This window comes from Sphingobium sp. MI1205, assembly GCF_001563285.1.
Lineage (GTDB): Bacteria > Pseudomonadota > Alphaproteobacteria > Sphingomonadales > Sphingomonadaceae > Sphingobium.
In genome coordinates, this window is record NZ_CP005188.1 from 978,123 (window position 1) to 1,002,669 (window position 24,547).

A 24,547-nucleotide genomic window follows, 5' to 3' on the forward strand; every position below is an offset into this window, starting at 1 on the left:
AAACCGAGGCAACCAATGCCATATCGCGGCCGTTCCAACCGTCCCGCTCATGCGCTAGGCAGGCGAGGAAAGAGAGGGCGTCATGCGGCTGGACGATGAACGGGAAAGCACCAATTTCGAAGTGCAGGACGGCCGGGGCGGCGGCTTTGGCGGTGGGCCGGGCGGCGGCCTTGGCATGTTGCTGCCCTTCATTGGCAGCCGTTTTGGATGTGGCGGGATCGTCGTGGCGCTCATCATCCTGGCGGTGATGGGGGTTAATCCGCTGACCCTGGTCGGCGGAGGAGACGGGCCGCAACAGAATGTGTCGGTCAGCCGCGATCCTGAAAAGTTGAACGATATCCAGCGTTGGTCATTAAGGGTGCTGGGTTCGACCGAGCGCGTGTGGGAACAGGTTTTTGAGGAGTCGGGGCAGCAATATCGCCCGACGGTCCTTTCCTTCTATTCGCAGGCGGGCACTTCAGGCTGTGGCGCGGCGCAGAGCGCGATGGGCCCCTTTTATTGTCCGAACGATCAGAAAGTCTATCTCGACACCGACTTCTTCACCGAACTGCGGCAGCGTTTCGGCGCGCCCGGTGATTTCGCCCAGGCCTATGTGATCGCGCATGAAGTCGGCCATCATGTGCAGGATCTGGAAGGCACGCTTGGCAAGGTGCAGCAGCTGCAGAGGACCGTCGGTGAGGCAGAGGGCAACGCCCTGCAGGTCAAGGTCGAACTGCAGGCCGACTGCTATGCTGGCGTCTGGGCGAAGCGCACGGGGCTGATGGAGCAGGGCGATCTGGAGGAAGGCATGACCGCCGCGCAGGCAATTGGCGACGACACGCTGCAAAAGGCGGCGGGGCGGCGGCCTGTGCCGGAAAGCTTCACCCATGGATCGAGCGAGGAGAGGATGACCTGGCTTCGCAAGGGGCTGGCTACTGGCGATCCGGCGCAGTGCGATACTTTTTCGGCGGCGGGATGAGGCTCGACGTCAGGAGGATGTTGTCGTCGGTGGAAGCCTCAGCACCCTCTTCGTCGCTCGTCTCTCCGGCGGATATGGCAGTCTGGGGCAGGCCGTTGCCGGGCGCCAGAAAGGGCTTCCCGGCTTCCGGCATGGGCTGACCAAAGGCCGCCGGGTCAGGCGCTGGCTCAATCGAGGCAGCCATGGGGGCTGGCTGCGATATTAGGGGCGCAGGCTGTTGGTACGGCGCCGGGGCAGCCACAGGGGCAGCAGTCGATGGCGGCTGCGGCGCCACGCTTTGCACGATCAGGACGATGATAGGCGCGGCAATTAGCGTGATGACGGCAAAAGCCTTGTAGAGCATGGAAGGCGCATCCTGAAAATCAGGCCGCTACATTAGCTCTGGCTGGTAAACAAAGTCCTGCGCTGTTCAAAGGCTGGTCAATGGCGGTCTAGTTTATCCAGCAAGTTCAGCATGTCGTCTGGAATGCCATCCCCGCGCGCGCGGAAAGTGGATCGTAGCGCGTTGCCGATGCCCTCATATGGTTGCGGCAGGCCGACGGTCAGGAGACGGCGAGCCCCGCTTTCCCGTTCTTCCGCTGACCGCCCCACCGATTTGCGCTGCATTTCCATGATTGTATAACGGGCGGGAGCGGGAAAAGTTTCTGGCGTTCATCGCGTCACCGGCGCATTAGCGCGGATATGATGGGAGAGATCAAGGTGACGGACTGGACGGCGGTGGCGGCGCGTATAAGGGCGCATTCACCTTTTCTGGCGAGGCAGATGGACCGCTTCCCAACGGTAATGGATTTGCTGGCGCTGGGCGACTATGAAGCTGCATTGGCCGCAGCGCACGCGATCCCCGCCCCGGACGATGGGATCGCCAGGTCATTAAGGCTGCGCAAGGGCGCCCTGTCGCTGGTGACGGCGGCGGCCGATTTGTCGGGCGCCTGGGATCTGGACCGGGTCACGCGAACGCTGTCGGATTTTGCCGATCAGGCGTTGGAAGAGGCACTGATGGCGGCATTTGCCGAACGCTATCCGGGAACGGAGCCGAAGGGCTTCGTGGTGCTGGCGCTGGGCAAGCATGGCAGCCAGGAGCTGAACTATTCATCCGATATCGACCCGATCCTGCTCTACGACCCCACCACTTTGCCCCATGGCGAGCGGGAGGACCCCGCCGATGCGGCGGTTCGGATCGGGCGGCGGGTCAGCGAACTGCTGAATGCGCGGGATGGCGATGGTTATGTGTTTCGCGTTGACCTGAGGCTGCGCCCAACGCCCGAGGCCACGCCGATCGCTTTGCCCGTGGAAGCGGCGATCGGCTATTATGAGTCCATGGCACTTGGGTGGGAGCAGGCTGCCTTCATACGCGCGCGCCCGGCGGCGGGCGACATCGCCCTGGGCGACTATTTCATGCAGCAGATCAGGCCATTCGTCTGGCGGCGAAGCCTGGATTTCGGTGCGATAGACGCGATCACCGACCTTTCGCGCCGTATCCGCGATCATTATGCGCAAGGACAGGCGTTCGGACCGGGCTATGACCTGAAGCGCGGCAGGGGCGGCATTCGCGAGGTCGAGTTTTTCGCGCAGGTGCACCAGCTGATCCGGGGCGGTCGTGATCCCGCGCTGCGGTCTGGCAACACGCGGCAGGCGCTGAAAGCATTGGCTGCGGCAGGGGTGTTCGATCAGGATGTCGCGCGCAGGCTGGACGAAGCCTATGTGCTCTTGCGCACGATCGAGCATCGCCTCCAGATGGTCGAGGATCGGCAGACGCACGAATTGCCAAAGGCAGCCGAAGCGATGGACAATGTCGCGCGGTTGCACGGGCTGGAGGATGGCGCAGCGCTGCTCGACCTGCTGCAGCCCCATGTCGTCTGGGTCGGGACCAATTACGATCAGCTAACGCCAGCCGAAAAGGAAGAGTCGCTTTTCCATGATGAAGAGCGGCTGGCAGCGCAGCTTGCCGAGATGGGCTTCACCGACACTGACGCTCCGGTGGCGCGGATCGCGCGCTGGCGCACGGGCACGGTGCGCGCGCTGCGCAGCACGGCATCGCGCGAGGCGCTGGAAGAATTACTGCCCGGCCTGATGCGCACGCTGGCGGCTGCGCCAGATCCAGTGCGCGCGCTCAACCGGTTGGATGACCTGATCGGCCGACTGCCGAGCGCCATCAACTTCTTCAAGCTGCTGGCGGCCCGTCCGGGCCTTGCCGAACTGATGGCCGAACTGCTCAGCCATGCGCCGACGCTGGCGGATGCGCTGGGGCGGCGGGCCGAACTGCTCGACGGGCTGATCGATACATCCGCTTTCGACCCGCCGCCGCCGGTGGAGGAACTGGCCGAACAATTCGCACAACTGGAGAAGGGCGAGGATTATCAGGCCCTGCTCGACAGGGTGCGGCAGCGGGTGAATGACCGCCGCTTTGCCCTGGGCGCGCAGATCATTCGCGGCGGCGATCCATTGGAGGCGGGCAGGGGCTATTCCCGTGTCGCGGAAGCAGCGATCGAAGCGCTCGCCAGTGCTACGGTGAAAGAGTTCGAGATTGCCCATGGCAAGGTGCCGGGCGGCGAGATGATCATATTGGCGCTGGGGCGGCTGGGCGGCGGCGTGCTGACCCATGCTTCGGACCTGGATCTGGTTTTCCTGTTCACCGGCGACTTTCTGACCGAATCCGACGGCGCAAGGCCGTTGGGCGCGACGCAATATTTCAACCGGCTGGGGCAGCGGATCACCAATGCCCTGTCGGTGCAGACGGCAGCCGGGCCACTTTATGAGGTGGATACGCGGCTGCGGCCTTCGGGCGCGCAGGGCCTGCTCGCCGTCAGTCTCGACAGCTTTGCAAAATATCAGCGCGAAGAAGCCTGGCCGTGGGAGCATCTGGCGCTGACGAGGGCGCGTCCCGTGTTCGGTTCGGCAAAGGCGCGTGCGGCGTTGGGCGCGATCCTGGCCGAGACGCTGGGGCGTCCCCGCGATTTCGAGGGGCTGGCGCGCGACGCGGTGAAGATGCGGGGCGACATCGCCAGGCACAAGCCGCCTGCCGGTGAGCTGGACGTCAAGCTGGTGCCCGGCGGCCTAGTCGATCTGGAATTCCTGATTCATGTGACGCAGTTCCGGCACAAGATGGCGTTCGACCCTGACCTGCGCGTCGCGCTGGAGCAGTTGGTGACCGCAGGGCATCTGCCCGGAGATCTGGTTGCGGCGCATGACCTGATCACTCGCTTCCTGATCGTGTGGCGGCTGGTGTCGCCCAAATCGACCGAACCGCCGCTGGCGACGCAGCCCGTGGTCGCGCGGGCATGTGGCGTTGAAAGCTGGGATGCGCTGCTTGAAAGCTATGCGCAGGCGCGGCAAAGGGTAGGCGAAGCCTGGGCGGCGCTGGCCGCGCCCTATGTGGAGGAAGAAGATGCTGGAAGCCGGTGACAGTCTGCCCGACGTTCCGCTGAAGGATGCGGACGGGACCGACTTCACGCTGGCGCGCTATCGCGGCAAGCCAGCCGTCGTCTATTTCTATCCCAAGGCGGATACGCCGGGCTGCACCAGTGAAGCGAAGGATTTCACCGAACTTTCGGGCGAATTTGCGGCGCTGGGCGTGCCTGTCATCGGGATTTCGAAGGACAAGCCCGCCAAGCTCAAGAAATTCGCTGACAAATATGGCCTGGCCGTCACCCTGGCATCGGATGAGCCGGGGGACGCGTGCGAAGCCTTTGGCACATGGGTCGAAAAGTCGCTCTATGGCCGCAAATATATGGGGATCGAGCGCGCGACCTTCCTGGCTGACGGCGAAGGAAAGATCGTGCGGGTCTGGCCCAAGGTGAAGGTTAAGGGCCACGCCGTAGAAGTGCTGGAGGCCGCGAAGGCACTTTGAGCCTGCCAGCGGAGATTGAAAGCGTAGGATCGGCCTGCGCCCATGTGCTCGCAACAGCAGATCCGCTGGCCAAGCTGATGGCCGCGCGTGCGGTGGCCCGCGCCTGGCGGCTGGGGCGCCTGACGCATCGTTTTGACGTCGCCATGCCCGACCGGCCGGCCCGTCCCGAAGCGCCGCTGCTGCTTCCGCCGAACCAGATGCCCAAGCGCGGCAGGATTGGTTCGGATCGGGCGCGCGCCGCCATGGTACATGCCCTGGCGCACATCGAGTTTGTTGCAATCGACTTGGCCTTCGATCTGATCGGCAGGTTTGGCGCGGAATTTCCGCGCGCATTTGTCGATGACTGGATGCGTGTGGGGGCAGAGGAGGCGATGCATTTCGCGCTGCTGGATCGCCGCCTGCAACAGATGGGTAGTCGATATGGCGAACTGCCCGCGCATGACGGGCTATGGCAGGCGGCCAGCGAGACTGCGCATGATGCAATGGCGCGGCTGGCGATCGTGCCGATGGTTCTGGAAGCCCGCGCGCTGGACATCACGCCCGCGACGATCCAGCGGTTCGAAGGGGCGGGCGACCTGCAAACCGCAAGGATATTGCAGCGCATTATGACAGATGAGATTCGGCATGTTTCGGCTGGGACGACATGGTTTGGTCACGCGACGAGCCGAGCAGGGCTTGAGCCCGCAAATCATTACCAAATCCTTGTAAAGCGCCACTTTCGCGGCACATTAAAGCCTCCGTTCAACGACTCGGCGCGTCGGCAAGCCGGTTTAACGCTGGAATTTTACAGCGCGCTTGCACAATGAGACGGGAGATGCACTCTACCAATGCGGGTGGCGATCTCAGGTCGCATTGGTAATACGGGGAGCGCCGAGAGGCTTAAAAGCCTCCGGTTTAAATAAGTCGGGGTCGGCATGTTGGTTTCTCATATTAAGAATGCGCGCACTGCGCGATGGTTCCAGTCTGCGTTCAAAAAGTTAGGAGCAGTCGGCATGGCAGGCGCACTTTGCGCGGCGCTGCCGGCCCAGGCCGAGAATGTCGCGGACGATCCTTATGGCGATGCATCGGAAATCAACAGCAACGCGCTTGGCCCGGCTGATGTCGGCTTTTCCAATCTGTTCGCCAGCCTGCAAAAGCTGGATGGTGGCGCCAGAGCTGCAAACAATATCCCCACGGGTCGTCCCGTCGAGCGGCTGTCCCTGACCTCCAACTTCGGCGTGCGTTCCGATCCGTTCAATGGCAGCGCGCGGATGCACAAGGGCATCGATATTCCTGGGCCAGTCGGCACGCCGATCTACGCGACCGCCGATGGCATCGTAAACCGTGCGGGCTGGGCGAGCGGCTATGGCAATCTTGTCCAGATTTCGCATGGCGGCGGTCTTGAAACCCGTTACGGCCATATGTCGAAGCTGGTCGCCGCACCGAATAGCTATGTGCGCCGCGGACAACTGATCGGCCTGATGGGTTCGACCGGCCGTTCGACCGGCAGCCATTTGCATTATGAAGTGCGCGTCGATGGCCAGGCCATCAATCCCATTCCTTTCGTCGTCGGACCCGATGTGCTGGTGGCGATGAATACGAAGCCGCCGATCGCCATGGGTGGCCCCACCAAAGCACAGGAAAAGGTCGCGGATTAAACCGCGCTGCCCCGATTATCCCGTCTATAGTTTGCAAGGCTCGGCGCCGATGGGTTGCCGGGCCTTTTGCTTGATCCTATCTAGGCACCATGGCTGACATCGATCTTACCCCCTCTGCTGCCGCGCGCGTTGCGGTTATCGCCGCCAAGCAAGGCAAGCCGGCGATCCTGCGCCTGGCCGTGGAGGGTGGGGGCTGTTCGGGCTTCCAATATCGTTTCGGGCTGGCCGAGACGATTGAAGCCGAAGATATTGCGGTCGAGCGTGACGGCGTGACGCTGGTGGTGGATGACGTCAGCCTGGATCTGGTACGCGGGGCTGCGGTGGATTTCGTGTTGGATCTGGGCGGCGCGGCCTTCAAGGTGACGAACCCCAACGCGACGGCCGGGTGCGGCTGCGGGTCGAGCTTTTCGATTTAATCTCCGGGCCTCCCTTGTCGAAGGCCCGCCCTTCTCTTTAGGGATGCGCGGGAGGAGAAACGGCCCATGCGCATCGCGACGTTCAATATCAACGGCATCAAGGCGCGTCTGCCGCGACTGCTGGAGTGGCTGAACGAAACGCAGCCCGACGTCGCGTGCTTGCAGGAGATCAAGACGTCTGACGAGACCTTTCCGATCAAGGATATCGAGGAGGTTGGCTATGGCGCGATCTGGCATGGCCAGAAGGGTTTCAACGGCGTCGCGATCTTGGCGCGGGGCGAAACCCCTGCCGAAGTTATGCGTGGGCTGGAGGGCGAGCCGGAGGATGAGCATAGCCGCTATATCGAAGCGGACGTGAAGGGGGCGCGCGTCGCCAGCATCTATCTGCCCAACGGCAATCCGCAGCCGGGGCCGAAATTTGACTACAAGCTGCGCTGGATGAAAAGACTGCGCGACCGTGCGGCGCAGATCTGGGCGGAAGAAGTGCCCGCCATCCTCGCCGGGGACTATAATGTCATTCCGCGCGACCGCGACGTCTATTCGGTTAAGGCGATGGCCAATGACGCCCTGATGCAACCGGAAAGCCGCGCGGCCTACCGGCGGATGCTGGCCGATGGCTGGACTGATGCGATCGCCAGCCGCCATCCGGGCGGCGGCGTGTGGACCTATTGGGATTATCAGATGAACGCCTGGCCCCGCGACGCGGGCTTTCGCATCGATCATCTGCTGCTTAGCCCGGCCGCAGCCGACCGGCTGGTCGATGCGCAGGTGGACAAGGATTTTCGCGGACGGGAGAAAGCGAGCGACCATGCGCCCACATGGGTCGAGCTGAGCGAGTAATTTAATCCGGGTTAATTGACTTTATATCATCCGGGTAATATTATCCACGCCGAAGGAGATTCGGCGTGACGCGCACATTTACCGCCTTTTCAGGCGAGCTTTGGATTGCCACGGGCGACGAGGATGAAGTCAAGGCCGCGCTGCGAGCGATGGGCAAGGACGCGCAAAATCTGTTGCTGTTCGATGATGCGACGGGTCGGCAGGTGGATGTGGACCTGCGCGAGCCAGTGCAACAGCAGGCGCAACGGGCGCGCGGGCGGCCAAAGATGGGCGTACAGGCGCGCGAAATCACATTATTGCCCCGACATTGGGAATGGCTGGCCACGCAGCCCGGTGGCGCATCCGCAACGCTTCGGCGGCTGGTGGAGCAGGCGCGCAAGGAATCGGAGGGGGCCGTTACGCCACGCGCCGCGATGGATGCGGCCTATCATTTCCTGACGGTCATGGCGGGAGACCGACCGGGCTATGAAGCCGCCATCCGCGCGCTTTACGCAAAGGAGCGCGCGGCATTCGAGGCGAACGTGGCGGGATGGCCTTCTGCGATCCGCGATCACGGGATGATGCTAGCGGGTCCGGCGTTCGACTGATCGGGCGATCCCTGTCAGGTGCGTGCCGCCTGGGCCACGCGGATGCCGGGGGCGGAAGTAGCGTCCGCTATGTCGCGCGCCTCCCACCGGTCGTTATCCCGGCGATATTCGACATGATGGCCGCGCTGGAAGCTGGCGCCGTCCCACACGACGACCTGCACTTCGATCCTGTCGCTCCGGTGCACATGCAGCCAGTTGAAGCTCTGCGGCTCCGCATTACGCAGGCGTGTCGATGTTGCGGTGCCTGCCTGAATCACCAGCGCCCCGCCTGCATCCGCAGCCATTTTCTGCGCCGCTTCGGCATAGGTGCGGTGAAAGTGGCCCGCGAGCGCAATGTGAATGCCAGCCGCGGTTGCGGCCTCCACGGCGTCCTCATGGCGTCCGACCGCCTCGCTCAGTTCACCGCCCCTGCCGATCGGCATCGCGAAAAGCGGGTGGTGCGTGACCAGGATGCGGGTCTTTTCCGGAGCGACGGAGGCAAAGCGTTCCCGCAGCAAGCGCATCTGGTCGTGATTGATACGCCCGTCCTTAATCGTCAGCGACCGTGCGGTGTTGAGACCAAGGATCGCCACTTCCCGGTCCTCGTACCAAGGGCATAAATCGTTGCTGATGTAGCGTTTGTAGCGGCGCAGGGGAGCGACGAAGCGGCGCACGACGTCGAAAAGCGGGACATCATGATTGCCGGGAATGACCAGCAGACGCATCCCCGCCGCGCGGAGGCGGTTCAGCCAGGCGGAGGCGGCGCGAAACTGCTCCACCCGCGCGCGCTGGGTGAAATCGCCGCTGATGATGACGAGGTCGGGCTGGCTCTGGTGCAGCCAGGCTTCGGTAGCCGAGACGATTTTCGGATCATTCGCGCCAAAATGCACGTCGGACAGATGAGCGATGCGGGCCATAGCCATTTAACGACCGCATGCGCAGATTCGTTGCGTGCTGGACCCGACGGGCGGTTGGCGTGTTGTTGGGCCATGGAAACGAATTCCCTGCCGCGTGAAGCGGCGCTCATCGTCAATGTCCACAGCCGCAAGGGCGAAGCGCTGTTCGCGCAGGCAAAGGAAAAGCTGGAGAAAGCGGGCGTCCGATTAACCGCCGCGCATGCTGTTCGTGATCCCGACCATTTGCAGAAAACGGTGCGTGGCGCGGTGGACAGCGGCGTTCCGATGGTCATCGTCGGGGGGGGCGATGGGTCGCTGTCCGGCACGGTCGATGAACTGGTGGGCAAAAATTGCGTGTTCGGCGTCCTGCCGCTGGGAACGGCAAACAGCTTTGCCCGCACGCTCGGCATCCCGCTAGACCTGGACGGCGCGGTGGACGCGATCGCCAATGGACGGCGGCTTCGGATCGACCTGGGCATGATCGACCATGATTATTTCGTGAATGCGGCGTCGCTGGGGCTTTCGCCGATGATCGGCAGGACGGTGCCCCACAAGCTGAAACGCTATCTGGGGCGGATCGGCTACCTGATCTGGGCGGTCAAATGCTCGGTAGGGTTTCGCGCGTTTCGACTGATGATTGACGATGGTGTGAAAGAACAGCGCATGTGGTCCACCGAGGTGCGCATATTGAACGGATCCTTTCACGGCGGCGTGGAACTGTCCGAACGCGCCGATGTGCAAAGCGGAGAGCTGGTGATCCAGGCTGTAGTGGGACGCAGCCATGCGCGGCTGGCCTGGGATTGGTATGCGAAATTTTTCAAGCTGCGCGACAGGGATGCGCAGACCAAGGAGTTTCGCGGGCGGTCTTTCCGTATTGAGACCCGCCCCCGGCAAAGGATTTCGATCGATGGCGAGGTTCTGGCGAAAACGCCCGTGACCGCAGCGGTTGCGGCCGGCGCGATCGACGTGGCGGTTCCGGGATAGGCCGGTCCCATCATCTCCGGCGAAAGCGGATGGATGCAGCTATGCGAGCGCCTTCTCGTAAATCTGATACACCTTGTTCACCTTGCTGTTGATCGCTTCGGCGATGGCGTTCATGCCCTGGTTATCGTCCAGCACCCAGCCGATCTCGCTCCGGGTCGCGCCATAATTATCAATCGCGCGGAGCCGGATGGTTTCTATCATCATGAAGGCGAGTTGGCTGGCTAGGCGCGACGATTGAAGCCGCTGGACCACGCCCATCAGCGGAACCCGCATCGTGCGCACCTGCGGCTTTCGCAGCCACCAGAGGAGTTTAGCCCAGCCGAAGGGAAAAAGCGAGCCATTGAGCGGGCCGGTCGCTTCATTGAAATCGGGCAAAGTCATCATGAAGGCCACCGGTTCGCCTTCCAGTTCCGCGATCATGATCAGATCCTCGAACACAAGCGGCCTCAGCTTCTTGCCGATAAAGGCTATCTCTGCATCCGTGATTGGCACAAAGCCCCAATTTTTGCCCCAGGCGTCGTTAAGGATATGGAGGATGATAGCGGCCTCTTCATCGAATTTCGATTTATCGACCTTGCGCACGCGGATGCGGTCGCTTTTCTCGCCCGATGAAATGATCCGCTGGATCAGCGGGGGGAAGGGTTTGGTGATATCGAGTTCATAGGTCTTGAGCTGCTTGACGGGCAGATAGCCCGATCCCTCGATCATCGCCTGATAGGCCGGGCTGTTATGCCCCATCATCACCGTCGGCGGATGGTCATGCCCTTCGATGAGCAAGCCCGGCTCTTCCCAGATGGAAAGGGAAATGGGCCCTAGAACGCTGGTCATCCCCTTGGCGCGAAGCCAGGCTTCGGCCGCGCCAATCAGCGCCGCCCCGGTGTCTGCATCCTCCGCTTCGAACAAGCCGAAATTGCCGGTTCCAGGCCCCATGCCCTGCTCTGCCGGTTGGGCGAGCGCGAGATGGTCGATATGAGCCGAGATGCGGCCGACGATGCGGTCGCCGCGGCGGGCCAGGAAATATTGGGCTTCTGCATGCCCGAAAAAGGGGTTCTTCTTCGGCGTGATCAAGCCGTACACTTCGCCCTTCAGCGGCGGCACCCAATTGGGATCGCTGGCGTAGAGCCGCCAGGGCAGATCGACAAAGGCCTTGCAGTCAGCTTTGGAAGCGACGGGGGTAATTACCAGATCGGAATGGGCCACGGCAGAGCTTTCGCTAAAGGATCGCAGCAGTTCGACGCTTGTTTCCAGATTGTCAATCCGGTCCTCACCGGATCGCCTGACCAAGGCGAACCTGTCATGGGGCTGCCACGATTTCAGCGCAATTGCGGTATAGGAGCGGCTGCATGACTGTGCATGATCCCATCATTGCGGGTACGGCGGCCCAGCGGTCCGCGATTCCCGACGACACGGCGATGCTGCGCGCCGCAGCGGAACTGACGCGCGAATATGCAGTGGCGAACCCGCGCATTTACTGGCCGGACATGCTGGCATCGGCGCTGATCGGCTATGGTGCTCTGGCGGGGGCGATGCTGTTCGACAATGTCCTGCTGGCGGTTGCCTGCGGCTTGGTCGCGATGCTGGCCCTCTATCGCGCGGCGAGTTTCATCCATGAGCTGACGCACATTCGCAAGGATGCGCTGCCCGGTTTCCGGCTGGGCTGGAACCTTGTTGTCGGCATTCCGCTCATGATCCCCTCCTTCCTCTATGAGGAGGTGCATACCCAGCATCATGCGCGCACGCGCTACGGCACGGCCAGTGATCCTGAATATCTGCCGCTGGCGCTGATGAAGCCATGGTCGCTGCCGCTATTCGTCCTGGTCGCGGCGCTCGCGCCTGTGGGCTTGATCCTGCGCTTTGGCCTGCTGACGCCGCTCAGCCTGCTCGTGCCCGCGCTGCGGCGGAAGGTCGTGGCGGAATTTTCCGCCCTTTCGATCAACCCCGCCTATCGCCGCCGCCCGCCCGAAGGCGCGTTCCGCCAGCGGTGGTTGTGGCAGGAAGCGGGCGCTTGCCTGTTCGCGTTGACGCTGGTCGGCAGTGTCTTTGTTTTCGGGTGGAAGCCATTGCTGGTCTATATGGCCGTGCATTCGGCGATGACCGTCATCAACCAGCTGCGCACGCTGGTCGCGCATTTGTGGGAAAATGAGGGCGATGCGATGACCGTGACGGCGCAATATCTGGATTCGGTGAATGTGCCGCCGCCTTCGCCGCTCGCCGCGCTCTGGGCGCCGGTCGGCCTTCGCTATCATGCGCTGCACCATCTGCTGCCCAGCGTTCCCTATCATGCTTTGGGGAAGGCACATATGCGGCTGGTCGCGACCCTTGGGGATGCGTCGCCCTATCATCGGGGCAACTATCCCGGCATGTGGCCGCTGGTGGGCAAGATCGCGCGGAGTACGATGGGGCGGCGTTAAGTTGATTTCCGTCCCAGCGAGCGCTGGCTATTCTTCCGTTCGGAACAGGACCGTTTCACCCACCAGCAGGAACAGGAAGAAAGGCGCCCAGGCCGCGAGGATCGGCGGGTAGGCGCCGAGATTACCCATGGCGAGCGAGAAATTGTCCGCGACGAAATAAGCAAAGCCCAGCGCCATGCCCAGCACTGCGCGCAGGAACAGCTGGCCCGACCGGGCCAGCCCGAATGCGGCGACCGATCCCAAAATCGGCATCAGCAGCGCCGAAAGCGGCCCGGACAATTTGTGCCATAGGCTCCCTTCCAACTCGGCCGTCGGTCGTCCCGCATCGCGCAGGTCGCCGATGGCGGCGCGCAGTTCACTGAAGGTCATGGCGTCGGGATCAACCCTTGCCAAAGTGAACTGGTCAGGCCGGATCGCGCTGCCGAAGCGCACGGTGCCGACCTGCCGTTCCGTCCCGCGGGCGACGTCGAACTGCCGCGCGTCTTCCAGCACCCAGCTTTTGCTGGCGACGTCATAATGGCCCTTGGGCGCCTGGATGATCGTCGTCAGGCTGTTGTTCACGCGATTGAATATCTCGACGTTGCGCAGTTGAACCGCAGTGCCGCGCCCGGCGACGATGGCAGCGGTCACCAGATTGTTGCCATCGCGCACCCATGGGTTGGCCTTGATCCCGCTGCTGGGCGGCACCGGCCCATATTCGACCGCCTGCCACGCGCTGAGCGTCGCCGTCGAACGAGCCACGACCCGTTCGTTGAACACGTAGCTGAGCAGCGCCACGCCCAGCGCGGCGGCGACTAGTGGGGCCAGTATCTGGTGAGCCGACAGGCCCGCCGCCTTCATCGAGATGATCTCGCTGTTCTGGTTGAGGCTGGCGAGCATGATCAGCGTGCCGAGTAGTACAGAGAAGGGAAGGAAACGTGCGATGATCTGTGGCACGCGCAGCCCGACATAGTGCCAGAGCTGGGCGTCGCCATTGCCCGCATAGGCCAGGATGTCGCCCGATTCGCCCAGCAGGTCGAGCGTTTGCAGCACGACGACAAGCAAGGCCAGCACGGCAAAACTGCGCGTCAGGAACAGCCGCACCATATACCAGCTGATCTGGCGCGAGGGGAAGAAGTCGAACTGCATGGTGTCAAGCTGCTCCTTGGGCTGCCGCGCTGCGCTTCCTGCCAAAGCGCAGCAGCTTGGCCACCTGCTTGCCGAGTGTGGCGAACGCATATTCCAGCGCGCCGATCGGCTGTCCGCCGGGACGGTGCGCAACGACATGATACATCCACAGGATCAGCCCGGCGGTGAGCAGGAACGGCGTCCACAGCGCGATGATCGGATCGACCCTGCCCAGCGCGCCGATGCCTTGGCCATATTCGTTGATCTTATGGTAGGTCACGATGAAGACGATCGAAAGAAAGACCCCCAGCGCCGATGTAGACCGTTTCGGGGGAATGGCGAAGGCGAGGGCCGCGAGGGGCAAGAGCAGCATCATCGCCACTTCAACCAGGCGGAAATGGAAATTCGCGCGAATCTCGTTGCGCAGCTTTTCGGGCGTTGCGGGATCATGGCCCATCACCGCGAGTTCGGGAATCGTCTTTTCCCGATCGACATTGCGCCCGCGGAACCGTTCGATCTGCGGCAGGTCGATTGGCAAATCATGGCTGGAGAAGGACAGGATGCGCGGCGATTTATATTTCGGCGCATCGTTGACCAGCACGCCGTCCCGCAACCGGAAGATGATCGTGTCGGGGTCGTCCGTCGCCAGGAAGCTGCCCTGTGCGGCAGTCACGGCCAGGGTCTGCCCATCCTTGCCCGTGGCGCGCACGAAGATGCCCTGAAGGTTCCGGCCTTCGTCCAGGCTGCGCTCTATCCGCAGGGTCATGCGCTTGCCAAGGTTGGTGAACTCGCCGACCTTGATCGACGCGCCCAGCGCGCCCGAACGCAGTTCGAAACGTAGCGCTTCATAGGCGTGGCGGGACAGGGGCTGGACAAAGCCGACGATGCCGAAATTGAGCAGGGCCAGCGCGATCGCATACATGTACGGCACGCGCAGCAACCGGCCGTAGGACAGCCCGACCGCGCGCATCACGTCCAGTTCGGACGACAGGGCCAGCTTTCGGAAGGCGAGCAAAATGCCCAGCATCAGGCCGATCGGAATGCCGAGCGAAAGATATTCCGGCATCATATTGGCCAGCATCCGCCACACGACGCTGACCGGGCCGCCTTCAGCTGCGACGAAATCGAACAGGCTCAACATCTTGTCGAGCACCAGCAGCATCGCGGAAATGACCAGCGTGCCGAGCATCGGCAGCGCTATCAGGCGGGCGAGATATCGGTCGGTGGCGGTCAGCATTCTCTATGTGGTCGTCCCATCACCATGATTTGGCCGCAAACCCCGCCCATAGCGGAAGCACGGAATAAAGTTCGCGGGGGCGAACAGGGGCTCGCCGTCCGGTTTCTCGGGCGGCTATAGCTTCACGGAGTTGGATGGTCATGTTTAAAGTTGCGATGGGTCTGATGTCGGCAGGGGCGCTTTTTGCCTCATTTCCGGCGTTTGCCCACGGACAGGAAATCAGCAACGATCTTGATAGGTGCGGCGCATCGGCCAAGGGGCCGGCGGTGCTGGTCGATGTGCGCGGCTTCGCCGCCCCGACCGGTAATGTGCGCGTGCAATCCTATCCCGCGACCAAGAGCGCCTGGCTGGCGAAGGGCGCATGGCTCAATCGCATCGACACTACGGTGCGGCCCAGCGGCGGCGGCATGCGTTTCTGCGTACCCGTGCCGGAACCGGGCCGATATGCGATCGCGGTGCGGCATGATCGCGACGGCAATGGCAAGACCGACATCTCGCGCGATGGCGGCGGCTTTTCGAACAATCCCTCGATCAGCATATTCAATCTGGGCAAGCCATCGGTTCAAAAGGCCGCGGTCAACGTCGGCCCGGGTGTGACGCGTCTCACCATTAAACTTCAGTATATGTGATCCGATGGTCCGCGTCGCCCTCCTGTCCAATCCGAAGTCGACGGGCAACCGGCAGACGCTTCCGCGCGTGCGCAGTTATTGCGCCAGCAATCCCGACATTTTCCATTATGAGGTGGAGCATGTCGAACAGATCGGCCGGGCGTTGCAGACCATCGCCCGCGTCGATCCGGTCGTCATCGTCATCAATGGCGGCGACGGCACCGTTCAGGCGGCGCTGACCGAACTGTATCAGGGTGAGCATTTCCCCGGCCGGGTGCCGCCGATCGCGGTGCTGCCCAATGGCAAGACGAACTTGATCGCGCTCGACCTTGGCATTCACGGCGATCCGATCAAGGCGCTGGAGCGTATCGTTCAGATCGCCAAGGCCGGGGTCGATGACCATGTGGTCGCGCGTGAACTGATCGCCTTGTCGGACGGGCGGGCGGGATCGCGCCCGGTGCTGGGCATGTTCCTCGGCGGCGCGGGTCTGGCCGACTATATGCTCTATTGCCGCAACCAGATTTATCCGCTGGGCTTGTCCAACGGGCTCAGCCATTTCCTGACGGTGCTGGCCGTGCTGGCGTCATTGATATTTGGCATTCGTGCCCGGTTTCTGCCGCAATCCAGCCATCCGGTGCGCATTTCCCTGATCCGCGAGGGACAGCTTGCCGGGCGTTTCGCGGTGTTGATCGTCACGACGCTCGACCGGCTGTTGCTGGGGGTGCAGGCGGGCGATAGCCGTCGTGGCAACATGAAGCTGATGGCGGTCGATCAGAGCCTGCCCGCGCTGCTGCGCCTGGGCTGGGCCAGCATCACCCGGCGCGTTGGCAAGGGGCAGGTGCAGGGCGTTCACCTGGAGCAGGGCGACATCATCCGCATCGAAGGCGATCACAGTAGCGTGATCCTGGACGGCGAACTGTTCGAGGCTTCCGAAGGCAGACCCATCGTGCTTCGGTCGACAGAGCCGGTTCCCTTTTTGCGACTGGCGGCCTGAGCCGTCTCAGGGCGGCGATCAATCCTTCCGTTTGAGAGCGTCTGCCAGTGACATGTTTCCGCTGCCCCGCCGGGCTGGTTTGGGCTGACTTGCATCGGGTTTCCAGCCGCTCAGATACAGGATCGCCATCTGCTCGGCCGTCCGGCCGTCCGCATCGGCCGCGCCGGCGAAATGCCGGGCCGCGCCCATCAGCGCGTCTCGCCGCAGGGCAGGGGGGTGCGACGCAAGCGCATTGCCCGCGCCCATGCCGCGCAGGTCGTGCATCAACCGCAGCATGTCGCCATAGCGCACCGTCAGCGTTTCGCTATCCGCGACCGGCATGGCAAAGCCCGCGCGGCTCAACAGGTCGCCCGCCGCACGTACATCGACCTGAGGATGAATATGCTGGCTCGGGCGGTCGCCTTCGCCCGCCATCAGCGCGGCGCGCAGGCGGGGCAGGGTGCCCGCCCCGGTAAAGGCCGCCAGCATCAGGCCATCGGGCCGCAGGACCCGGCGCATCAGGATAAGCGCGCCGGGCAGATCGTTGACGCTGTCGAGCGTTCCGCAGGCGAGCACCAGATCGAAACTATCATCGGCAAAGGGTAACGCATCCTCCTCCGCCTGCACGCCCCGCTGTACGCGGGCGGCGGCAAAGCCGGGGTCCACGCAGACGACGCGCTTGCCCATGGCTTCCAGCGCGGTGCGTGCGCTTGCGTCGGGGCATCCGATGACGAGCGCTTCGGGAAGATCCCGCTGCACATCGGCGAGCCGGTCCAGCATTTCGTCCAGCATCGCGCGATAGAGAAAGTCATGGTCCGCAAATCGGGCCAGCATGCGGTCCCGACGGCGGGCGCGCAGCGATCGATCGAAGATGTCGGGCGGGGTCATGGCGGGTCTTGTGCATCGGGGGAGGAACGGGAACAAGGGAGATCATGCCGCTTGCCCCCATTCTCAAGGCCGCTTTACGTCCCGCGCTGGATTATGCTCTGCCGCCCCGCTGCCCCGGATGTGGCGCGATAGTGGCGAGCGACAACGCCTTTTGCCTGTCCTGCTGGGGCGGGATGCGTTTTCTGGGCGATCCTTGCTGCGCGCGCTGCGGCGTGCCTTTCGATCATGATCGCGGCCCGGATGCGGCGTGCGGCGCCTGCCTTGCCAAGCCGCCGTCTTATGACAGTGCGCGGGCCGTGCTGGCCTATGGCGATGTGGCGCGGGCGGTGGCGCTGCGGCTGAAATATGGGCGGCGCATTGGTCTGGCGCGGCTGATTGCGGGGCATATGGCGCGGCGGATGCCGGTGTTCGATGGGCCGCCGCTGATCGTGCCGGTGCCGCTTCACCGCTGGCGGCTGTGGTGGCGAGGCTTCAACCAATCGGCATTGATCGCCGATCATCTGGGTCGCGCGACAGGGCTGGAGGTGGATAAATATGCGCTGCTGCGGACGCGGGCGACCCAGCCGTTGCGGGGGATGCACGCCGGACAGCGGGCCAAGGCGGTGCGCGGAGCCTTTGCACTCGCCCCGGCGCACCGGGTTAAGGGGCGGTCGGTGCTGTTGATCGACGATGTGCATACCAGCGGGGCGACTGCTGCGGCGTGCGCCAAGGTGCTGAAACGGGGCGGCGCCTCCAGCGTTCACCTGATGTGCTGGGCGCGTGCATTGCCGGTCGGCGCAGAGGGCGCCGATTGACAAAGGCAGCCTCAGCGACAATTTCAGCCCCCGCAAGGAGTATGTAATGGCGAAGGTCGAAATCTACACGAAGGCATGGTGCGGCTACTGCGCGCGAGCGAAGGGATTGCTGCAGAGCAAGGGCGTGGCGTTCGACGAGTATGACATCACCATGGGCGGCCCCCAGCGCGCCGAGATGCTGCAGCGCGCCAATGGCGGGACGACCGTGCCGCAGATCTTCATTGACGGCAGGCATATCGGCGGCAGCGATGACATGGCTGCGCTGGACCGGCAGGGCAGGCTGGACCCGTTGCTGGGGCTGTGAACAAGATGCGCGCCGCGATCTTCCAAATGACCAGCGGTATCGATCCCGCAGCGAATGGCGAGGCCATTGCGATGATGGTTGCGCGCGCCAAGGCGGAGGGAGCGGACATGCTCTTCACGCCCGAAATGGCAGGTTATCTGGACCGCGACCGGTCGCGGGCGGCGGCTACATTGCGCAGCGAAGCGGATGACCCGGTCCTTGCGCAGGTTCGCGACGCGGCTGCGAAGCACGGCCTGTGGGTGCATCTGGGATCGCTGCCGTTGAAGGATGAACGCAGCGACGGGCGCTGGGCCAATCGCAGCTTCATGATCGACGCCAACGGAGCGGTCCGCGCTCGTTACGACAAGATCCATCTATTCGATGTGGATCTCGCCACCGGCGAAACTTGGCGGGAATCGTCCGTTTATGGTCCGGGCGAGCAGGTCGTCGCCGTCGATACGCCATGGGGGCGGATGGGTCTTTCCGTCTGCTATGACCTGCGCTTCCCGGATTTGTATCGCGCGCTCACCAACGCTGGAGCGACGATATTGTCGATACCGGCCGCGTTCACAGTACCCACCGGACAGGCGCATTGGCACATCCTCCTGCGTGCACGGGCGATCGAGGCGGGCTGTTTCGTCATCGCCGCCGCGCAGACGGGCGTGCATGAAGATGCACGGGAAACCTATGGCCACAGCCTGATCGTCGATCCTTGGGGTGAAGTCGTGCTGGACATGGGCGGTGTGGGTGGTCTTGCCCTTGCGGAAATCGATGTCTCGCGCGTAGAGAAGGTGCGCGGGCGGGTGCCCGCAATCGCCAACCGGCGTATCCTTCCAGTGGATGTGACGCTTTCGTGATTGTTTTCGACCTTAGATGCAGCGCCCATGGCCATGTGTTCGAAGCATGGTTCGGATCGACCGCCGACTTTGAGGATCAGTCCGCGCGCGGATTGTTGCTTTGCCCCATGTGCGGTGACCCCGATGTGTTCAAGGCGGTGATGGCCCCGGCCGTCGCCGCAAAGGGCAACCGCCGCCCTGCTGAAACCCCCGCTTCCGCTGGCCCCACGGCTCCAGTCGCGTTGGCCGGGGACGAAGCGCGTATGCGCGAGATCATGCAGTCGCTTGCCCAGGCGCAGGCCAAGGTGCTGGAGGATTCGACCTGGGTCGGCCGTGGTTTCGCCGAGCATGCCCGTGCGATGCATTATGGGGAAAAGGACCGGGCAAGCATCCATGGCGAAGTAGCGCCCGAGGAAGCGCGCGCCCTGATTTCAGAAGGCGTCGAGGTAGCGCCGCTGCTTTTTCCCGTGGTTCCACCCGAAGCGAAGAATTGACCACGCTTGCGGGGCAGCATAGAGCCGTCACCGGGCGCCCGTAGCTCAGCAGGATAGAGCATCAGATTCCTAATCTGAGGGCCATGGGTTCGAATCCCGTCGGGCGCACCACGCATTCTCGCTTTGCGAGGTCTTTCCGGACCTAGTCTGTGCATGGCCTCCAGAATCGCGCAGTTCTGCGCCCTTTTGCCGAGGCGCTGACGAATCAGGTGCCACAGAGACGCGCCTTTCGGCCCCAAAACGAAGAAAAGGGCCCCGCGTCTCACGGGGGCCTTTCGAATGGCACACGGTTTTGGCGAGATGCCTATCCGAAGCCGAGTGCCTTGCGCTGGCCTTTCCAGTCCAGCGGAATAGCCGCATGCTTCATGAGGCGTCGGGGGGTCAGCGATGCGGGCTGGCGGCCATCGAGGATGGCGCTGATGATGTCGGGAGCGAGAAACGCTAGTCGCGCGACCCGCTTATGCGCGGGGCCTTTCGAGTGGCTGTAGCGCCGAACGATTTTCGGCACGCGCGCCGGAGATGACGCTGAAACTGCCGTCGGTTTTCCAGCACGACCGCAGCTACATCGTCGACATCACCCAGCCCCGCAGATCGCACCGCGCAATAGATCTCGGCCTCGGTCACCCGCTCCCTGCGAAGCGCCCCGGTCAATCGCGCCGTCCGATAACAGCATCCGCGCCTCCGACTTCACAAGACGCTCGGCCCAGGCATAGCGTATTGCCCAGAACGCAATGACGAACGGAGCAGGACGAGGACAGCGAATGCGACCACGCTTTCCGCCAAAGCGACATCCTTGGTGAGCAGGATGGTTGCCAGCGTCGATCCCAGTGCAATCGTAACCACGAGATCGAAGGCGTTCATTTTGACGAGGGTCCGTTTGCCGCTGATCCGCAGAATCGTGATCAACGCGAGATAGGCCGAAGCGTCCAGCAACACCTTCAGGAGTCCCGAAAAACTGCGAAGAGCATTTCATTCTCCTATGGGCAATCCAGCAGTGGTGATCCGCGTCAACCCGAGCCGGAATGTTCAGATCAGCACGGCGACAAACCCCTGCCAGAGGATCGCGATGGCACCGATCAGGACGCCCCATAGCGCCACGATCCTTACCCATCGGCTCGCGGCATCCGAATGCCGACCCTGCCACGCGCGAAGCCCTACCAGACCGACGATCCCCAGGCAGGCGACCGTCAGGACGATTGTCAAGCAGCGCGCGAGATCCGTAGTCAGAAAGATACTGCCGACCGCATAGAGGGCGAAGAAATGCAGCGCCCATACAAGTAGTCCACCGAGCAGCGTGACCCAGATACGCATCCTCATCCCCCGATGGCGCGGGCGAGGACCGCCGTGAGCGCGCCCTGACCCGCAGCATAGACGACGAAAAGGACGCACAGGTCGAGACTGTTATTACGGGGGCGCACGATCATGCCACGGCTGTTTCGGGCTGATATATAGCCTGCCATCAACAGACCGATGAATGCGAGCAGTGCCTGGAGCGTCAGCAGCATATAGACGATCGCGCCCTGGCCACTCGCATCCGGCCTCAGTCCGGATGCTTGCCAGAAGGCGATATCCGTACCGACCGCTGCCACAAGCGCGACCGCCCCTACCAGGAACAATATACCGGGGGTCCACAACCGCGTCGCTTCGCGCGCGAGCATCACACGCGACCAGAGCGCCAACCCCGCAGCCAGCGTATAGAGTGGCAACGCGACCGCCGCGCCCTCCCATCCTGCCGGGGCGATCCAGAAAGAGGGCTGGACGCCATAAAGGTAGAGAAAACTGAACACCGCCATCGCGAAGATCATCCCGATGACGATCAGCAGGATCACCATCGCCCACCAGCCATGCGTGCGCGGCCCGGTGACATAGGTGGGCAGCATGATGCCGGCCCCCACATCGACCTGCTCCTCCTTCACCACCCGATCGGTGTCCCAGAGCCAGCGCAGGGTACACAGGATCGCCAGAACGCCCGACACGAAGCCGGGAGTGTAGGCCTGCACTGTCAGCAGCAGGAAGAAACCGGCGGTGAAGATCGCGGCGAGCAATGGCCAGGGCGACGGGCCAGGCATGATCTGGAGATATTCCGGCTCGGCGCGCAGCGGGCTGGTGATGATCGTCTCGCGCAGACCGGTCGGCGCGTTGGGGAGCAGGTAGCGGCCCTGTTCCACATCGTCGCAGATATCGGGATCGTTCCACAGGGGCTCGCGGCTGCGCACCACCGGGATGCTGCGGGTGGAATAGAGACCCGTGGGCAACCATTCGAGCGTGCCGCCGCCATAGACATTGCCCGCATCGTCATCGACGGTGAAACGGAAGTTGCGCGCAAGATCGATCAGGAACACCAGCACGCCCGCAGCCAGCAGGAAGGCGCCGACAGTCGAGATCATGTTGGTGACTTCCCAGTCGCGTCCGGGAAGGTAGGTGTAGACGCGCCGCGGCATGCCCATCAGGCCGGTGAGATGCATCGGCAGAAAGGTCACCTGCATGCCTGTGAACATCAGCCAGAATGCCCATTTGCCAAGCCGTTCGCTGAGCGCCCGGCTGCTGGTCATCCCCGTCCAGTAATAGAAGGCGGAGAACAGCGGGAACACCATCCCGCCGATCAGGACATAGTGGAGATGCGCGACGATGAAATAGCTGTCATGCGCCTGCCAGTCGAACGGCACCATTGCCACCATCACCCCCGTCAGCCCGCCGATGACGAAGGTGACGAGGCCCCCTATCACGAACAGGGTCGGCACATTGTAGCGCGGCTTGCCGAGCGCGAAGGTCGCGATCCACGAAAACACCTGGATGCCTGCGGGCACGCTGACCGCCATGCTCGCAGCCGAGAAATAGCCGACCGAAATGTTGGGCATGCCGGTGGTGAACATATGATGCGCCCACACGCCAAAGCTGATGAACCCGGTCGCGAGGAAGGCGAGGACGATCAGCGAATGGCCGACCAACGGCGTACGCGCCAGCGCCGCAACCATCATCGAGACAAGGCCCGAGGCGGGGAGGAAGATGATATACACCTCGGGATGGCCGAAGAACCAGAACAGGTGCTGCCAAAGCAGCGCGTCGCCGCCACGCGTCGGATCGAAGAAGGGCCAGTTGAAAGCCCGCTCGATCTCGAGAAGGAGGGTGCCGAGGATGACGGCGGGAAAGGCGATGATGATCATCACGGCCATTACCAGCATCGCCCAGGCATAGACGGGCATTTTGTCGAGACTCATTCCCGGCGCACGGGTACGCAACACGCCGACGATAATCTCGATCGCCCCGGCGATCGCCGAAATCTCGATGAACCCGATCCCCAGCAGCCAGAAATCGGCGTTGATGCCGGGCGAGTAGGTCAGGCTTGTATAGGGCGGATACATGAACCAGCCGCCATCGGGGGCGAGGCCGACGAACAGCGAGGCAAAGAAGCACAAGCCGCCGACGAAATAGGCCCAGAAGGCATAGGCCGAAAGGCGCGGGAAGGGCAGGTCGCGCGCCGCCAGCATCTGGGGCAGCAACATCACCCCGATCGCCTCGACCATTGGCACGGCGAACAGGAACATCATCACCGTGCCATGCATGGTGAAGAATTGGTTGTAGGTCTCTTGCGGAAGTATGCCTTGCAACGGAAGCGCAAGCTGCACGCGCATCACCAGTGCGAGAATGCCGGCGAGCAGGAAGAACAGGAACGCGGTCGCGACATAGAAGAAGCCGACATAATTGTTGTTGACGACCGTCAGCAGGTCCCAGCCCTTTGGCGCGGCCCATATGCGCTTCAATTCCTCGACCTCGCCCTCAGGGCGGGCTTCGCGGGTCGGAAACCGGTCGAGCAGCGCCGGGTCGAACCCGGTTTCCGAGATCATTTCTGCGCCTCAAGATAGGTGGCCAGCGTCGTCAGTTCCTGCGCCGACAGCATCTTGTAGGGCGGCATGCGGTTGCCCGGCTTGATCGCCTGGCTGTCACCGATCCAGCCCATCATCGTGCCGCGATGATTGGGCAGGATACCCGCGCCGAGCGACCGGCGCGATCCGACATGGGTAAGATCGGGACCGGCAGTGCCGTTGGCGTCGGTTCCGGCGATGCGATGACAGGCCGCACAGCCGGTCGAGCGGAACAGCGCCGCGCCCTCACCCCCCACCGCTGCGGAGCGCGCGCGCCGGACTGCCAGCCACGCGTCGAACTCAGCTGGCGCATGGGCCACAACGACGAAGCCCATAAGCGCATGGGGACCGCCACAATATTCGGCGCATTGCCCGGCATAGACGCCTGGCCGGTCCGCCTGGATCGGCAGCCTGTTGCGCCGGCCCGGGACCATGTCGAGTTTGCCCGATAGGCGCGGCACCCAGAAGCTGTGGATGACGTCGTTGGATTCAAGCTCGACCAGCACCGGACGACCTGCCGGGATGTGCAGCTCGTTCGCGTCGAGCATGAATGGCTGCCCCTGCGCGTCGAGATAGGCGACGCGCCACCACCACATCTCGCCGGTGATCCGCACGCGCATCGCATCGGATGGAACCGGCGCAGTGAGGTTGCGGGTCAGTGACAGACCGTAAATCAACAAAGCGGACAGCACGGCGACCGGGAACAGGATGCCGCCCACCCAGACAACTGTCGGACCACCGAGCCGCGCCTTCAGCGTCCTTCCGCCGAACAGCGCGATCCACAGTGCAACCAGCACCACCGCGAACACAACTATCGCCATCGCTATCAGCACCCAGGACAGGGTTGTGATCGAACCGGCATAGGGGCCGGCGGGATCGAAGACCGGGATGATCGAGGCGAAGTTCATC

General features: G+C 63.2%; 27 protein-coding genes and 1 tRNA gene. 17 read left to right on the top strand and 11 right to left on the bottom strand.

The features are described 5' to 3' along the window. The first annotated feature begins 82 nt into the window (after nt 1–82). Entirely contained in the window at nt 83–958 is an 876-nt protein-coding gene (gene ypfJ, locus K663_RS04665) for a KPN_02809 family neutral zinc metallopeptidase (RefSeq protein ID WP_062114672.1), read from the top strand. On the opposite strand, the gene K663_RS24830 is transcribed toward ypfJ, so the two are convergent. Beyond that, nucleotides 912–1,301 carry a hypothetical protein gene (locus K663_RS24830; protein ID WP_063619028.1) on the bottom strand — a complete coding sequence of 130 codons (390 nt, stop codon included), beginning with the start codon at nt 1,299–1,301 and terminating at the stop codon, nt 912–914. The genes ypfJ and K663_RS24830 overlap by 47 nt on opposite strands. A gap of 338 nt (nt 1,302–1,639) precedes the next feature. Here K663_RS24830 and K663_RS04680 point away from each other — a divergent pair, with 338 nt between their 5' ends. From K663_RS04680 to K663_RS04710, 7 genes are all read left to right on the top strand, one after another. Continuing rightward, entirely contained in the window at nt 1,640–4,360 is a 2,721-nt protein-coding gene (locus K663_RS04680) for a bifunctional [glutamine synthetase] adenylyltransferase/[glutamine synthetase]-adenylyl-L-tyrosine phosphorylase (RefSeq protein WP_201026674.1), read from the top strand. After that, entirely contained in the window at nt 4,344–4,805 is a 462-nt protein-coding gene (bcp, locus tag K663_RS04685) for a thioredoxin-dependent thiol peroxidase (RefSeq protein WP_062114677.1), read from the top strand. Before K663_RS04680 ends, bcp begins: the two co-directional genes overlap by 17 nt. Further along, complete coding sequence (locus tag K663_RS04690) at nt 4,802–5,611, top strand: ferritin-like domain-containing protein (protein WP_062114680.1); 810 nt, start codon at nt 4,802–4,804, stop codon at nt 5,609–5,611. The genes bcp and K663_RS04690 overlap by 4 nt, the downstream gene beginning before the upstream one ends. A 108-nt stretch (nt 5,612–5,719) precedes the next feature. After that, entirely contained in the window at nt 5,720–6,442 is a 723-nt protein-coding gene (locus K663_RS04695) for a M23 family metallopeptidase (protein WP_083535827.1), read from the top strand. A gap of 89 nt (nt 6,443–6,531) precedes the next feature. Continuing rightward, nucleotides 6,532–6,858 (top strand): iron-sulfur cluster insertion protein ErpA, encoded by a 327-nt coding sequence (gene erpA, locus K663_RS04700; protein WP_062114686.1) that lies wholly within the window; start codon nt 6,532–6,534, stop codon nt 6,856–6,858. A gap of 66 nt (nt 6,859–6,924) precedes the next feature. After that, on the top strand, nt 6,925–7,698 hold the full coding sequence (gene xth, locus K663_RS04705; RefSeq protein WP_062114690.1) for an exodeoxyribonuclease III: 774 nt from the start codon (nt 6,925–6,927) through the stop codon (nt 7,696–7,698). Nucleotides 7,699–7,763: 65 nt separating this feature from the next. Then, a complete protein-coding gene (locus tag K663_RS04710; protein WP_062114693.1) occupies nt 7,764–8,285 on the top strand; it encodes a DUF2239 family protein in 522 nt (173 codons plus the stop codon). A gap of 14 nt (nt 8,286–8,299) precedes the next feature. Here the strand turns inward: K663_RS04710 and K663_RS04715 are convergent, their stop codons facing one another. Beyond that, nucleotides 8,300–9,181: a metallophosphoesterase family protein gene (locus tag K663_RS04715; RefSeq protein ID WP_062114696.1), complete on the bottom strand. Its 882-nt coding sequence runs from the start codon at nt 9,179–9,181 to the stop codon at nt 8,300–8,302. A gap of 72 nt (nt 9,182–9,253) precedes the next feature. Here K663_RS04715 and K663_RS04720 point away from each other — a divergent pair, with 72 nt between their 5' ends. After that, nucleotides 9,254–10,144, top strand: coding sequence for a diacylglycerol/lipid kinase family protein (locus K663_RS04720; RefSeq protein ID WP_062114699.1), 891 nt, complete (start codon nt 9,254–9,256; stop codon nt 10,142–10,144). A 39-nt stretch (nt 10,145–10,183) separates the two neighbouring features. Here the strand turns inward: K663_RS04720 and K663_RS04725 are convergent, their stop codons facing one another. Further along, the gene (locus tag K663_RS04725) at nt 10,184–11,344 is read right to left on the bottom strand and encodes a hypothetical protein (protein WP_062120359.1); all 1,161 of its coding nucleotides are present in this window, start codon (nt 11,342–11,344) and stop codon (nt 10,184–10,186) included. A gap of 143 nt (nt 11,345–11,487) precedes the next feature. Here K663_RS04725 and K663_RS04730 point away from each other — a divergent pair, with 143 nt between their 5' ends. Then, a complete protein-coding gene (locus K663_RS04730) occupies nt 11,488–12,555 on the top strand; it encodes a fatty acid desaturase family protein (protein ID WP_062114702.1) in 1,068 nt (355 codons plus the stop codon). A gap of 27 nt (nt 12,556–12,582) precedes the next feature. Here K663_RS04730 and lptG read toward each other — a convergent pair whose 3' ends face one another. Next, nucleotides 12,583–13,683 carry an LPS export ABC transporter permease LptG gene (gene lptG, locus K663_RS04735; RefSeq protein WP_062114704.1) on the bottom strand — a complete coding sequence of 367 codons (1,101 nt, stop codon included), beginning with the start codon at nt 13,681–13,683 and terminating at the stop codon, nt 12,583–12,585. 4 nt (nt 13,684–13,687) lie between these two features. Beyond that, on the bottom strand, nt 13,688–14,899 hold the full coding sequence (gene lptF / locus K663_RS04740; RefSeq protein ID WP_062114707.1) for an LPS export ABC transporter permease LptF: 1,212 nt from the start codon (nt 14,897–14,899) through the stop codon (nt 13,688–13,690). Nucleotides 14,900–15,033: 134 nt separating this feature from the next. Here lptF and K663_RS04745 point away from each other — a divergent pair, with 134 nt between their 5' ends. Together K663_RS04745 and K663_RS04750 are read left to right on the top strand one after the other, a co-directional pair. Further along, nucleotides 15,034–15,528, top strand: a complete 495-nt coding sequence (locus K663_RS04745) for a DUF2141 domain-containing protein (RefSeq protein ID WP_062114711.1) — start codon at nt 15,034–15,036, stop codon at nt 15,526–15,528. Nucleotides 15,529–15,532: 4 nt separating this feature from the next. After that, nucleotides 15,533–16,501 carry a diacylglycerol/lipid kinase family protein gene (locus K663_RS04750; protein WP_062114714.1) on the top strand — a complete coding sequence of 323 codons (969 nt, stop codon included), beginning with the start codon at nt 15,533–15,535 and terminating at the stop codon, nt 16,499–16,501. An 18-nt stretch (nt 16,502–16,519) separates the two neighbouring features. Here K663_RS04750 and K663_RS04755 read toward each other — a convergent pair whose 3' ends face one another. Then, complete coding sequence (locus K663_RS04755; protein WP_062114717.1) at nt 16,520–17,368, bottom strand: class I SAM-dependent methyltransferase; 849 nt, start codon at nt 17,366–17,368, stop codon at nt 16,520–16,522. Between the two features lie 41 nt (nt 17,369–17,409). On the opposite strand from K663_RS04755, the gene K663_RS04760 reads away from it, so the two are divergent. From K663_RS04760 to K663_RS04780, 5 genes are all read left to right on the top strand, one after another. After that, on the top strand, nt 17,410–18,162 hold the full coding sequence (locus K663_RS04760; RefSeq protein ID WP_062120362.1) for a ComF family protein: 753 nt from the start codon (nt 17,410–17,412) through the stop codon (nt 18,160–18,162). Between the two features lie 46 nt (nt 18,163–18,208). Beyond that, entirely contained in the window at nt 18,209–18,466 is a 258-nt protein-coding gene (gene grxC / locus K663_RS04765; protein ID WP_062114721.1) for a glutaredoxin 3, read from the top strand. Between the two features lie 5 nt (nt 18,467–18,471). Continuing rightward, entirely contained in the window at nt 18,472–19,302 is an 831-nt protein-coding gene (locus tag K663_RS04770; protein WP_062120365.1) for a carbon-nitrogen hydrolase family protein, read from the top strand. Beyond that, nucleotides 19,299–19,775, top strand: a complete 477-nt coding sequence (locus K663_RS04775; RefSeq protein WP_062114724.1) for a DUF1178 family protein — start codon at nt 19,299–19,301, stop codon at nt 19,773–19,775. The genes K663_RS04770 and K663_RS04775 overlap by 4 nt, the downstream gene beginning before the upstream one ends. A gap of 34 nt (nt 19,776–19,809) precedes the next feature. Further along, nucleotides 19,810–19,886: transfer RNA gene (locus K663_RS04780), tRNA-Arg, on the top strand. A 193-nt stretch (nt 19,887–20,079) separates the two neighbouring features. Here the strand turns inward: K663_RS04780 and K663_RS23215 are convergent. From K663_RS23215 to coxB, 5 genes are all read right to left on the bottom strand, one after another. After that, nucleotides 20,080–20,283 (bottom strand): hypothetical protein, encoded by a 204-nt coding sequence (locus tag K663_RS23215; protein WP_083535828.1) that lies wholly within the window; start codon nt 20,281–20,283, stop codon nt 20,080–20,082. A 179-nt stretch (nt 20,284–20,462) separates the two neighbouring features. Further along, nucleotides 20,463–20,711 (bottom strand): hypothetical protein, encoded by a 249-nt coding sequence (locus K663_RS24610; protein WP_201026675.1) that lies wholly within the window; start codon nt 20,709–20,711, stop codon nt 20,463–20,465. 90 nt (nt 20,712–20,801) lie between these two features. Then, the gene (locus K663_RS04790; protein WP_062114738.1) at nt 20,802–21,086 is read right to left on the bottom strand and encodes a hypothetical protein; all 285 of its coding nucleotides are present in this window, start codon (nt 21,084–21,086) and stop codon (nt 20,802–20,804) included. A 2-nt stretch (nt 21,087–21,088) separates the two neighbouring features. Then, nucleotides 21,089–23,620: a cbb3-type cytochrome c oxidase subunit I gene (locus tag K663_RS04795; protein ID WP_062114741.1), complete on the bottom strand. Its 2,532-nt coding sequence runs from the start codon at nt 23,618–23,620 to the stop codon at nt 21,089–21,091. Continuing rightward, entirely contained in the window at nt 23,617–24,546 is a 930-nt protein-coding gene (coxB, locus tag K663_RS04800; protein WP_062114744.1) for a cytochrome c oxidase subunit II, read from the bottom strand. Before coxB ends, K663_RS04795 begins: the two co-directional genes overlap by 4 nt. Nucleotide 24,547: the final 1 nt, after the last annotated feature.